General features: G+C 65.8%; 11 protein-coding genes and 1 pseudogene. 7 read left to right on the forward strand and 5 right to left on the reverse strand.

Annotated elements, in window-relative coordinates:
- Positions 1 to 268: 268 nt before the first annotated feature.
- Together NO930_RS12165 and NO930_RS12170 are read right to left on the reverse strand one after the other, a co-directional pair.
- The gene (locus NO930_RS12165) at positions 269 to 1750 is read right to left on the reverse strand and encodes a tripartite tricarboxylate transporter permease (RefSeq protein ID WP_137782986.1); all 1482 of its coding nucleotides are present in this window, start codon (positions 1748 to 1750) and stop codon (positions 269 to 271) included.
- The gene (locus NO930_RS12170; RefSeq protein WP_256403668.1) at positions 1750 to 2265 is read right to left on the reverse strand and encodes a tripartite tricarboxylate transporter TctB family protein; all 516 of its coding nucleotides are present in this window, start codon (positions 2263 to 2265) and stop codon (positions 1750 to 1752) included. Before NO930_RS12170 ends, NO930_RS12165 begins: the two co-directional genes overlap by 1 nt.
- Positions 2266 to 2500: 235 nt before the next feature.
- Here NO930_RS12170 and NO930_RS12175 point away from each other — a divergent pair, with 235 nt between their 5' ends.
- Positions 2501 to 3175 (forward strand): MBL fold metallo-hydrolase, encoded by a 675-nt coding sequence (locus tag NO930_RS12175; RefSeq protein WP_137782988.1) that lies wholly within the window; start codon positions 2501 to 2503, stop codon positions 3173 to 3175.
- A gap of 29 nt (positions 3176 to 3204) precedes the next feature.
- Here NO930_RS12175 and NO930_RS12180 read toward each other — a convergent pair whose 3' ends face one another.
- Positions 3205 to 4248, reverse strand: coding sequence for a zinc-dependent alcohol dehydrogenase (locus NO930_RS12180; protein WP_137782989.1), 1044 nt, complete (start codon positions 4246 to 4248; stop codon positions 3205 to 3207).
- A gap of 135 nt (positions 4249 to 4383) precedes the next feature.
- Between NO930_RS12180 and NO930_RS12185 the strand changes: the two genes are divergently transcribed.
- Positions 4384 to 5382, forward strand: coding sequence for a Bug family tripartite tricarboxylate transporter substrate binding protein (locus NO930_RS12185; protein WP_256403669.1), 999 nt, complete (start codon positions 4384 to 4386; stop codon positions 5380 to 5382).
- A gap of 114 nt (positions 5383 to 5496) precedes the next feature.
- Entirely contained in the window at positions 5497 to 6186 is a 690-nt protein-coding gene (locus NO930_RS12190; RefSeq protein ID WP_137782990.1) for a 4-carboxy-4-hydroxy-2-oxoadipate aldolase/oxaloacetate decarboxylase, read from the forward strand.
- Between the two features lie 186 nt (positions 6187 to 6372).
- On the opposite strand, the gene NO930_RS12195 is transcribed toward NO930_RS12190, so the two are convergent.
- Entirely contained in the window at positions 6373 to 7269 is an 897-nt protein-coding gene (locus NO930_RS12195; protein WP_137782991.1) for an NAD-dependent epimerase/dehydratase family protein, read from the reverse strand.
- Positions 7270 to 7574: 305 nt separating this feature from the next.
- On the opposite strand from NO930_RS12195, the gene NO930_RS12200 reads away from it, so the two are divergent.
- On the forward strand, positions 7575 to 8741 hold the full coding sequence (locus NO930_RS12200) for an MFS transporter (protein ID WP_137782992.1): 1167 nt from the start codon (positions 7575 to 7577) through the stop codon (positions 8739 to 8741).
- A gap of 747 nt (positions 8742 to 9488) precedes the next feature.
- On the opposite strand, the gene NO930_RS12205 is transcribed toward NO930_RS12200, so the two are convergent.
- On the reverse strand, positions 9489 to 10274 hold the full coding sequence (locus NO930_RS12205) for an IclR family transcriptional regulator (RefSeq protein ID WP_256403670.1): 786 nt from the start codon (positions 10272 to 10274) through the stop codon (positions 9489 to 9491).
- A 135-nt stretch (positions 10275 to 10409) separates the two neighbouring features.
- Here NO930_RS12205 and NO930_RS12210 point away from each other — a divergent pair, with 135 nt between their 5' ends.
- The 3 genes and pseudogenes from NO930_RS12210 to NO930_RS12220 all read left to right on the forward strand — a co-directional run.
- Positions 10410 to 11147: a type I 3-dehydroquinate dehydratase gene (locus NO930_RS12210; protein WP_137783780.1), complete on the forward strand. Its 738-nt coding sequence runs from the start codon at positions 10410 to 10412 to the stop codon at positions 11145 to 11147.
- A 134-nt stretch (positions 11148 to 11281) separates the two neighbouring features.
- Positions 11282 to 11812 carry an amino acid-binding protein gene (locus tag NO930_RS12215; RefSeq protein ID WP_256403671.1) on the forward strand — a complete coding sequence of 177 codons (531 nt, stop codon included), beginning with the start codon at positions 11282 to 11284 and terminating at the stop codon, positions 11810 to 11812.
- Positions 11809 to 12223: pseudogene (locus NO930_RS12220) on the forward strand (homoserine dehydrogenase); the annotation flags it as partial. The gene NO930_RS12215 and the pseudogene NO930_RS12220, both read left to right, overlap by 4 nt.

The following is a 12223-nucleotide window of genomic DNA, read 5'->3' on the forward strand; positions in this document are numbered from 1 at the left end:
AAACAAGCACGTGGTTCGGGGTTCAGATGCGTGTGCGCCGCCGCCGTGTCTGTCCCTCTGTCGTCTTCGAACTCGGCCGCCACGCGGGACCTGTTCCGAGGGTGCGACGCGCTCTGTCACGCCGAACCGGTCGCTAGCGGGGGAACCAGACGCGATAACGGGACAGTGGAAGACAACGACGGCGACGGAGGAGAAGGGATGTCGGCGGAAGACGGCCCGACGGTCGCGCCACGACGGCACTGCACACGGACGCGTCGGCGGCGAGGCGTTACTCGCGGACCGCCCGAACCGCGGGCAGGAGAACCGTCCCGACACTCAACAGGAGGATGACGAGCGCGATGGGGCTCGTGAGGAAGATGTCCGGAGAGCCGTTCGACAGTTCGAGCGATCGACGCAGGTTCTCCTCGGCGATGGGCGCGAGGATCAACCCGAGAACCATCGGTGCGAGCGGGTACCCGCGGAGTCGCATCGCGTACCCGAGCACGCCGGACCCGAGCATGATCCACGCGTCGAAGAGGTTCCCCCGGAGGGCGATAGCGCCGATCACACAGAGCAACAGGATGATCGGCCAGAGGAACTGCTTGGGGATGTTGATGAGGCGCGCCCAGTAGCCGGCACCGAGCAGCCCGAAGACGAGGATGAACACGTAGATGAGCAGGAATCCGACGAAAATCGTGTACAGCAGTTCCGGCTCGTCCTGATACAGCCCGGGCCCGGGATTGACGTCGTGGACCAGCAGGGCACCGATGAGAATTGCGGAGACGGAGTCACCGGGGATACCGAGGGTCAGCGTCGGGATCAGGGCTCCGCCGGTGCTCGCGTTGTTTCCCGACTCGGCGGCGGCGACGCCGCGAACGTTGCCCTCGCCGAACGCCGGCACCGCGTCCGAGATCCATCGCGTCGCCTCGTTGTACGTGATGAACGCGGCGATGTCGCCGCCCGCACCGGGAATCGACCCGATGAGCGAGCCGAGCACGCCGCCTCCGGCGCTGACCGGAAGGATCGCCTTCAGGTCGGAAAGAGACGGGAGCGGACCAGAGACGTCCTGATCGACCCGCTCTCTGTCGGATTCGATCCCCTGTGCGTACTTTCGGAACCCCTCGGCGATGCCGAACAGTCCGATCATCACGGCGATGAACTCGACGCCCGTGAGCAGTGCGGGGAGGTCGAAGGTGAACCGGTGGTACCCGGTGATGGGGTCGATCCCGACCGTCGCGACCAGCATTCCGAGCAGTCCCGATACCATCCCCTTCGTGACCGAGTCACCGCTCACGCTGGCGATGATCGTCAGGCCGAACACGGCGAGCGCGAAGAACTCGGGGGACCGGAAGTTCTGTGCGGCGTCGGCGATGATCGGCGAGAAGAACATCAGCGCCAAGACGCTGATGAACCCCCCGACGAAGGAAGCGACCGTGGCGACGCGGATCGCCCGCCCCGCGTCTCCCTGCTGTGACAGCGGATACCCGTCGAAGATCGTCGCGGCCGCCGACGGGGTGCCGGGCGTCCGAATGAGGATCGCCGGGATCGACCCCGCGTAGACCGCACCGCCGTAGATCCCGAGGAGTAGCATCATCCCGTTGGCGGGATCGAGCGTGAACGTGAACGACAGGAGCACCGCGATCGTCATCGTCGCGGTCATCCCCGGGATCGACCCCATCAGGATCCCGAGCAGGATACCGAGAACCATCAGCCCGACGGAGATCGGTTCCATCGCGTTGAGCGCGCCCTGAACGACGTACTGGACCGTCATCAGATCCCCACCACCAGCGGTACCTGCGGTAGCAGTCGCGACACCGGAACGATCGCCTCAGGGAGCCGAACGAGGAATATCCGGCCGAAGATGTAGAACAGCAGCGTCGGTACTCCGATCGAGAGCGCGAGGAGGAGCGGCCGGGACCGGATCTCGGAGTAGTACAACAGGGCACCGAGGAAGAGCATCGATCCGATCCAGAATCCCAGGACGGGCATCGCGACGATGTACGCGACGAGGAGACCGAACACGACTGCGGGCGGTCCCACGTCGACGTCGCTCACTTCGAGTTCCGACCCGGAGCCGTTCAACATGTCCACGGCGGCGAAGACGATGATCCCGGCCGACGTGACGATCGGGAAGAGACTCGGTCCGAACAGGCCGTCGTCGGGGAACGTGCTCGCCGCGGCGATGACCGCGAGCGAGACGAGGATAAACCCGACCGACAGCGGGTTCGATACGAGCGTCCCCACAGAGACCCGACCGATTGCGTCTGCGATCCGTTGTCTTACCATGTGTACTTCTCACTCGGTATACAGGGAAGATGGTTGTATAAAGCTACTGGAACCTTCTACACGCGGCGAGACGGCCGAGAGGTCCCGAACGCGCGAATTTCGAACGCTCCCCCTCGCGGCCGCACGGTAGGGAGGCGAACCGTCGGGCGGAAGACGGTCGAAACGTTCCCGGACTACGCCGACCTGAGAAGATCCGGCAGATTTAATCGCCGACCCGGAGACGAACGAACCGACTATGAGCGCCAGTAACGTAGTCGACGGTATCGACCAGATCCAGTTCGAACACGTCCGCGTGTTCGTGCTCGAAGACGTGCCGGAGCCGGGATCGATCACGCTCGTCGACACCGCCTTCGACGAGAACGGCGCAGAGCTCGTCGACGTGCTGGAGTCGCGATACGGCGACGTCGATCGCGTGATTCTCACCCACGGAGACCACGGCCATCACGGCGGGCTCTCCCACGTCGTGGAGGCGTTCTCTCCCGAGATCGCGATGCCGGCCGACGAGACGAAGCTATACGACCACCTAGAGGAGGCGGGCCTCGACATCGAACCCGACGTCGCCTACGAGGACGGCGACGTACTCGACGGTGACATCAGGGTAATTCAGGTCCCGGGACACACGGAAGCCACGTCGGCGCTGCTCCTCGAAGACCGCGACATTCTGATTTCCGGTGACGTCCTCGACGGGTCGGACCGGGGAGGGCTTCCTGCCGGATACCTGCTCCCGCCGCCCGCGCTCTTCAACGACAGCCACAGGGACGCGGAGCTGAACCTCTACGCGCTGCTCGGCCACGAGTTCGACACGCTGTTAGTGTTCCACGGGTCACACGTCTTCGAGAACCCCAAAGAGAAGCTCGACGACTACCTCGTCGAGCGCGAGTGGAACGAGTGGGACCCGCGAACGGACTGACTCGGCTCCGGTGGCCACGCCGCCGAACGCTACTCGCGAAGCACCGACACGTCGAACACCGGCTTGCACGTCTCGCCGGCGAGGAACGTCTCGAACGCCTCCTCCGCGTCGGTGAGGCTGAACCGGTCGTCGAGGAAGGTCTCGTGGTCGATGTCGTCAGTCGCGGTCAGTCGGAAGGCCCGGTCGAAGTCGCGGTACAGCGCGCTGTAGGAACACTGTACGTCGACTTCCGCTCGGACGAGCGGAGTGGTCGGAACCGACGTCTCGCCCGCCTGCCCGACCAAGACGATCTGCCCACCTTTCCGGACCGCGTTCGCCGCCATCGGCAGGCCGGAGGGGTGGCCGGTCGTGTCGAAGACCACGTCGTACCCGATTCCGTCCGTGGCCGCCGCCCAGTACGCCTCCTCGTCGATCGCCTCGACGTTCACCGTCTCGTATCCGAGCTCCTCCGCCAGCGGCAGCCGGTACCCCGTGTCTCGGCCGACTCCGGCGACGGTCACCGTCGCTCCCTGCGCGTCCGCGACCTGTGCCGTGAGGAGTCCGATCGGCCCCGGTCCGGCGACGAGGACCCGGTCACCGGCACCGACGCGAGAGTTCTCGATGACCGCACGCGTACAGACCGCGGTCGGCTCCGCGAGCGCGGCGTGCCGGGGGTCGACACCGTCCGGGACGACTTGCAGCGAGTCGACCGGAGCCGTGATGTATCCGGCGTACGCGCCGTCTCGGTCGATGCCGGTCAGTTCGATGTCCTGACAGAGGTTCTCCGCGCCGGTCTGACACTGGAAACACTCGCCGCACCCGCGGATCGGTCGTTCGACGACGCGCTGGCCCGGGGCGAGCCGCGTGACCGCCTCGCCGACCTCAACGATCGTCCCCGCGTACTCGTGGCCGATTATCGTCGGCACCGACATGCGTTCGAACGCCGATTTGAACCGGTATATTCCCGCGTCGCTCCCGCAAAGCCCCGCGTACTCGACTTCGATGAGCGCCTCATTCGCCGCCGGTTCCGGGCGATCGACGTCGACGAGCTCCATACCTCCAGCGTCGCGGCTCGTTTTTGCGAGTCCTCGCATACCGGTTGCTGGGTTGGTGTGTGTTATAACGTTTCGGTCTCGCGCGCTCTGCGGACGTCGATCACCCGTGTCGCTCGCGACGGGCCCGCGTCGATCCAAATACTTATTATACATGGTCGAAAATGGGAGATTCGCATGCCAAGAGATACCAGCGGCCGAACCGCATCGAGCAGGCGAACCTTCCTGAAGGGTGCCGGGATCACCGGACTCGCGGCGACGGCGGGCTGTCTCGATCAGCTCAGCGGCGGCCAGTCGTGGCCGTCTCGACCCGTGGAGATCGTCTCGCCGTGGGCTGCCGGGGGCGGAGCAGACCGGACGAGCCGGGCGGTCGCAGACGCGGCGGAGAACTACACCGAGGTCTCCTGGAACGTCAGCAACCAGACGGGCGGGTCTGGGTCTGTCGGGATGAACGCCGCCGCCAACGCCGACGCCGACGGCCACACGATCGGCTGTACGGCCCCGGAGATCGCCCTGTTCGAGCACCTCGACATCGCGGACCTCAGTCCGGACGACATCACGCCGATCATGCAGTACACCGAGTTCCCGGCGACGCTGCTCGTCAACGAGGAGTCGGAGTTCGGCTCCGTCGACGACTGGATCGCCTACGGGCAGGACAACACGATCCAGATGGCGAACTCCGGGTTCGGCTCCTCCTGGCACATGGCCGCGGCGGGGATCGCGAGCGAGGCGGACGTGCAGGTCGAGCACATCTCCTACGAGGGTGCCGCGCCCGCGATGAACGCCGTCGCGAACGGCGAGGTCGACGCCACCGCGGTCGGAGCCGCGGAAGCGGCACCGCAGGTACAGGACGGCCAGCTCGAGGCGCTCGGGGTCGCCTTCAGCGAGCCGGTCGACGCCCTCCCGGACATCCCGACGCTGGCCGACCAAGGACTCGACATCGAGATCGGCTCGTGGCTGGCTCACTTCGCGCCGACCGGCATCTCCGACGAGGTCCAACAGAACCTCCTCGACACGTACCAGTCGGTGTACGAGGACGAGGGCTTCGTCGAGTTCATGGAGAACAACGGGTTCATTCGGACGCGGCGGACCGGCGACGAACTCAGTACGTTCCTCGACGAGCAGTACGAGTTCTACGGGAACCTGGTCGAGGAACTCGGCATCGACGAGCAGTAGCGACGCCGCGAGCAGGGCCCCTCGTGACGAACTGCTGTTTTTCACCCGTCTCGGAAGCGACGCCGGCGACGCGCCACCGATGAATTTATCAGTCGAGTCGACCTCGCCGAGAACGTGCACACCATCGAACACGACATAGAGCGACCAGACCGGAGTATCGTCGACGCGTTCGAAGAGGTTCCGAGCACGATCGTCTCCGACGTGACGGGGAACGTCGGCCTCACTATGGACGCCGGCATGAAGCCCGCCGGCGACGGCGTCGAGATGGCGGGGTCGGCCGTGACGGTCAAGGCGGCTCCGGGAGACAACCTGATCATCCACAAGGCGATCACGATGGCCGAACCGGGCGACGTGCTCGTTATCGACTGTGACGGCTACACCGACGTCGGCCACGTCGGAGAGCTGATGTGCGGGACGTGTAAGGCGAACGGGCTCGCCGGGCTCGTCATCGACGGCGGCTACCGCGACAGCCGCGAGCTCGCCGAGATGGACTTCCCCGTCTACGGCCGCGGCGTGAATCCGCAAGGACCGCTCAAGCAGGACCCGGGATCGGTGAACGTCACCGTCTCGGTGGGCGGTGTGAGCGTCGATCCCGGCGACATCCTCGTCGGTGACGACGACGGAATCGCCGTCATTCCGGGAGACGGAGCGGAGCAGGTGCTCGACCTCGCGCGCGAGAAGATGGACGCCGAAGACGCCACCCGGGAAGCGATCCAGTCGGGAGAGTACCTCCTCGATCTCAAGGGATACGACAAACTGCTCGACGATCTCGAGGTCGTCGGTCCGGAGGACTCGATCCAGTAGCGACGCGACTGAACCGCAGCGATCCGACCTCGCTCTTCTACGGGTGTCGACGGAACAGTGCGGACGACCGACCGGAGGCGCACTCCGACTTGCCGCGACACTCAGCGCACGCGCGCTGGTGGTTGGCGTCGCCTGCTTCAGATCGCTTCAGTTCTCGCTTCCGTCGACCGACCTCCAGCTTCCCGATTACGCCGGCGGCCCGTCCCACTCGCCGCCGTCGTCGCGCGGTTCGTAGCCAAGCACAGCCTGAGCGTGTTCGATGTCGAACCAGCGAGCGGCGTTGCCGCTCACGGCGTAGAACGCGTCGTAGGTGACCTCGTCGTCTTCGAGACAGCATTCGAGCAGGTGCGCGAAGTCGCGCTGTGAAGTCCACGAGGCCTTCAGTCGGTTTACCATCTCTTCGTACTCGTCGCTGCCGCGCTCCCACGACCCGGTCTGTGACTGGTCCCACACCTCGTCGTCGTCGACGCGGTGCTCGTCCCCGCGGTCCACGCCGCGTTCCGCGTCACCGTAGGGGTGGTCGTACTCGGCGGTGCGGACGCTCGAAATACGCAGGGAGTACACCTGTTCGGGCGCGCCCTCGCGTCGAGCGTGGACGCGGCAGATGTGCTCGCCGAACATCTTCGACGCGCCGTAGTAGCCGTCGGGCTTCGGGAGCGTCTCGTGGGTGAGCCGCAGCGGATCGTGCTCGCTCGGGTAGTCTTCCTCGTAGAGATCGGGAGCGTGATCCTCCTCGTAGAGCCCCATCACGCGCTGTGATGACGCGTAAATGAGCGTCTCGACGCCCGCGTCCTCCATCGCCTTGAGCACGTTGTACGTCCCGAGGATGTTCGGGTCGATGATGTCCTCGAACTCGGCACCGGCGTCGGACTGCGCGGCGAGGTGAATGACCGCGTCCTGACCGTCGAACGCCGGGCGCATCGCCTCGTAGTCGGCGATGTCCGCGACGTGCGTTTCGTAGTCCGGGTGGTCGCTTCGGTTGAGATACGTGAACTCGTATCGGTCGTCGTCCGCGAGGTGGTTGAGGATCGCCTCCCCGGCTTCGCCGTACGGACCCGTCACAAGGACTTGTTGGGCGTCCATCGCTGGTTCCCGCTCGTTCGTCGGATTACATAATTCTTTGCATCAGACGACCGCCGCTCGCTCGATCGCTCGTTCTCCGACGCGACCGCGAGCGCCGCGATAGAGTTCATCATCGTTGGAATAAACGACGTTAAAATTCATTACAATTACGGGTGTACGTGTGTAATACTACTCCCGAATCGACCGAGCGATACGCGGTTCGCGCGGTGAGTTCGACACGAGCGGGAGCGATATCCAACATCGTGGAAACAGGTGGTGCGTTCACAGACCGGTGCACTTTTTCGATCGCTCGAAATCCATCGAACATGGATCGGACGCGGGCGTGGACGGTAGCGGTGTTCTCGTTCATTTTCGCCGACGCGGTGGCGGTACAGGCGCGCGGACCCGTTCTCACGAGCCTCGGAGCGGAGTTCGGCGTCTCGGCCGCCACGCTCGGACTCGTCGCCCCGGCGGGGACGGTCGGATTTCTCGGCGCGGTCGTGGTCACCGGGACGCTCGCCGGCCGGATCCGGAAGCGGCCGACGCTGCTCGCCGGGGCGGCGTGCACCGTGGGCGCGCTCGTCTCGATGAGCGTCGCCCCGACGTACGCCGTCTTTCTCGTCGCGCTGTTCGGACAGGGGACGGCGGCGGGGGCGTTCCGCGGACTCGACCGCGTCGTGTTGAGTCACCTCCACGCCGACCGCCGCGCGCGTATGTACACGGTCTACACGCTCGTGTGGGCCGTCGGGGCCGTCCTCACCCCGCAGCTCGTCAGCGTCGTCCTCGCCGTCGCGGAGTGGCGGGCGCTGTTCCTCGTCGTCGCGGTCGCGTTCCTCCCCGCGACGCTGCTCGCGGTGCGGTACGACCTCCCCTCGATAGACGCGGAGCGGTCGGTCTCGCGAGCCGACCTGATCGCGCTGTTTCGCCGGCCGGCCGTCCTCGGCAGCTGTCTCGGGATGGTCCTCACCGGGGCACTGGAGGGCGTGCTCTTCACGTGGCTCGTCTACTACGCGGAGACGTTCTACCCGACGGTGACCGCGAACGCACTGCTCTCCGTCTACCTCCTCGCGTACATCCCGGCGCGACTCGGGTGTGCGACGGCGATCGAACGGGCACCACACCTCTTGCTCCTGCTGGCGGCGCTCGTGCCCGCGATCCCGGCGCTCGCGGTCGCGTTCTCGGGCGTGACCGGGGCGGTGCTCTTCGCGACGGTGTTCGTCGCCGGCGCGGCGATCTCGACCGGCTTCCCGGTCCTCTCCGCGTACGCCGTCGAGTCCGCGCCCGAGTACAGCGGCCCCCTCAACGCCGTGACGAACGGGTCGACGTACGTGGGCCTCGCCGTCGCGCCGGCGGTCGTCGGCGTGCTCGCGAACCGATACGGGATCGGCCCCGCGATCCAGTGGACGGTGGTCGCCCTCGCCGTCGCGTTCGTCCTCGCCGTCGGGTCGCTGTGGCGGTGGACGGGCACGGCGGGCGTCCCTCAAGGCGAGTAACATCAGAAATATATACTACCTCAAAATATGATATTACTAAACCTCACTGGTGATCTCACGCGGGGACGGACTCCTCGACCCTCGCAGTCGGGACGCCGCTCGTTCGGTGCCGATACGAGAACGCAACGATCGAGTGCCGGAGTCCGTCTCACAGTCCGCCGCGGACGACGCAGTATATATACCGTGACGAGCGACGGCCGACGCTCCCTCATCACAGTCGCTTGCGGTGCGGTGGCGTGCGCCTGCGAGCGGCCGTCTGTAGCGGCCGCGAACCAGCACGCGCGAGGGAGTCGCGAACGGTGCGAGCGGCGCGAGCACCTCGACTGCGAGCGGTGAAACCGCGAGCAGTGAGCGACGAGGCTGGGGAGGCGTGAGGTGCTGGACGGTGCAGCGTTTTGGGCGCGTTCACTGCACCGACACCGCACAGACACCGCACAGACACCGCACAGACACCGAACTACAAGCACGCTCACCGGTTCTCGGACGACTCACCGCGCCAGCAACGAGAGATGAACACTCGCCAGCGACGCCGTCCGATCGCGTATCCCTGACCGGCTCCGCACAACGGAACACCTTCTCTCTCGTTCGACCGCACAGTACCGTCCAGCGACCGACGGTTCCGGGAGCGAGTGTCGCTGGCAATCGGGAGTTCAACGCGGCTATCGTCGAGACATATATGTTTAAGAATTCAAATACTTAACTGATGATCTCAAATAAATTGTATTTTCTCGTCGGTCGCCGCTCCGCTCACTGTCGGAGTTTAAGCTCGATGATGTTCTTTTTGTTCAGCAGTTCGGGGCCGATCTCGGTTTCGATCCGGTCTGCGTCCATGCGGCTGAGCGGGCCGCTGACACTTATCGCGCCGATCGCGTCGTCGATTTCGGAGACGACCGACGTGCCGACCGCACAGACGCCCTCGAAATGCTCCCCGCGGTTGATCGAGTAGCCTCGGTCGCGGATCTCGTCGAGCTCCTCGCGGAGGCGGTCCGCGTCGGTGATAGTCGAGTCTGTGACGGACACGAGGTCCCGGTTCGCCAGTATGCGATCGGCGTCCTCGGGGGGCATCTCGGCGAGGATGGCCTTCCCCGTCGCCGTCGAGTGGATACGGAAGTGGTCGCCGAGCGGGGCCTGGTCGTCGACGGAGTTCGGGCTCTGTGATTTGTACAACTGGACCGAGTGTCCGTTCTCCTCGACCGCGACGTTCGCGTGTTCGCCCGTCTTCTCTCGTAAATCGGCGAGTTCCGGTTTCGCCGCCTGGTACAGCGCCGTCTCGTCGCGGAGCCGACCGCCCACTCGCAGAAACCCGAGACTACACCGGTACTCGCCGGACTGCTTGACGACGAACCCCGTCTCGACGAGCGTGGAGAGATGCACGTGCGCCGTGCTCACCGGCATGTCGAGGCTCTCCGCGGTCTCCGAGAGCGTCGCCCCGCCGGTCTCGTCGAGGAAGTCGACGATGTCGAACGCGTGGCGCACACTCTTGATCTGCCGCGGCCCCGATCCGGTCGCTCCCGACTCGCTCGACTTCGGCATACCCCGATCGTTTCGGGTCGCCGTACTAATAGCTGCGCCTCTGTTTCAATCATACTGAAACGATCGGGGTGACACGCGCGGCGGATATCCGACCCGACAGTGAACGTTTTTACTCCTCGGATGATAGCGTGTCGCATGAACTTCGATACGTTCGCGCTCGCGGCCACCACGAACGATCTGACGCGCGAGCCGGCCGCACGCGGGCTCGCCGACGTCATCGAGTTTCGGATGGACAAGGCCGACGACCCGCTCGAACAGCTCGACGACTACGACGGAGAGTTGCCGCTCATCGCGACGAACCGAACGCGCTGGTTCGGCGGCCAAGCGGTCGATACGGGCCGGCTCGACCGGCTTTCTGCGGCGTCGCGTTCGGACCACGTCGAGGTCGTCGACGTCGAACTGGAGACGGCGCGCGGGATGGAGTGGGTGCTCGACGAGTTCCGCGACAACGCGGTCGACTGTATCGTCTCGCATCACACGTTCGAGGACACCCCCGAGCGGGAGGTGCTCGACGCGATATTCCGCCAGTGCGGGGAGTACGGCGACATCGCCAAGGTGGCGACGTTCCCCCGGAAACACACCGACGTGCTCCGCCTGCTTCGCTCGATCAACGTCGCGACGAAGAAGGGCATCGACGTGGCCGGTATCTCGATGAGCGAGATCGGGAGCCACTCGCGTGCCGTCGCACCCATATACGGATCCAAGCTCGGGTACGCGCCGCTCGCCGACGACGAGAGCGAGTACGCGCCGGGCCAGATACCCCTCGAACGGCTCCGCGCGCTGATCGACGACCTCACAGAAGACAGCGAGATTCAGCGTACGGTCGCGCCCGCCGAAGAGCAGCCGGAGCGGCGACAGCCCGCGGAGCACTGATCCGTCGCCGACCGCGGGGGTGGCCGTCGGCGAGCGGGCGTGCCGTCCCGGGCGAGCCGTTTCGGGATTCTTATAGTCGTACCGCGCGACCTGCCGCCAATGCGTACACGTAGCCTGATCGGGGGCGGTCTGTCATGAACGAAGACGAGGACGCGGTCAACGCCTACATGATCCGGCTCGAACTCGTCGACGAGCCGGGAGAGCTTCTCCGGGCGTTACAGCCGATAAGCGAGAACGGCGGGAATCTGCTGTCCATTTTTCACGAGCGCGGGAACATCACGCCGCGCGGACACATCCCCGTCGAGGTCGACATCGAGGCGACCGCCTCACAGTACGAGGCGATAGTCGAGGTGCTTCAAGAGGAGGGAATAAACGTGATTCAGGCGGGCGCAGAGCGCTACAGCGAGTCGGTCGTCTGCATCCTGTCCGGACACATCGTCGACACCGACCTGTCCGACACGCTCTCGCGGATCCAAGAGATGTCGAACGCCACCGTGACCGACCTCTCGCTTTCGGCCCCCGAGGGAACGAGAAACACCTCGAGCGCCAAGCTCCGGCTCGCCGTCGAAGAGGGAGAAGTCAATGAGACGGTCGAGAGCGTCCGCGCCATCGCCGACGAGAAGGATCTACACCTCATCGAGTCGCTGACGGGGGGTGAGGCGTGAGACTCGCGATCGTCGGCGCGGGCGTCGTCGGCCGATCCGTCGCCGATCTCGCTCCCGACCGAGGTCACGAGGTCGTCGCGATGGGCGACTCGACGAGCGCGGTCGTCGCCGACGGCCCGGGCGAGTCGGTCGACGTCGACGCCGCGCTCTCGCGCAAGGCCGAGCGGGGAATCGTCGGCGACGGAGACCCGGCGGACGTGCTCGCGGCGGAGTACGACGCGTTGGTGGAGGCGACGCCGACGACGCTCGGCGACGCCGAACCCGGGTTCTCGCACGTCACCGCGGCGCTGGAGCGGGACCGCCACGTCGTGCTCGCGAACAAGGGGCCGGTCGCGGAGCGGTTCGGCGACCTCCGAGCGGCCGAAGCCGACAGCGCGGGCGAGGTGCGCTTCGAGGCCACCGTCGGCGGCG

It is taken from the genome of Halorubrum salinum (assembly GCF_024494575.1).
Taxonomy (GTDB): Archaea; Halobacteriota; Halobacteria; order Halobacteriales; family Haloferacaceae; genus Halorubrum; species Halorubrum salinum.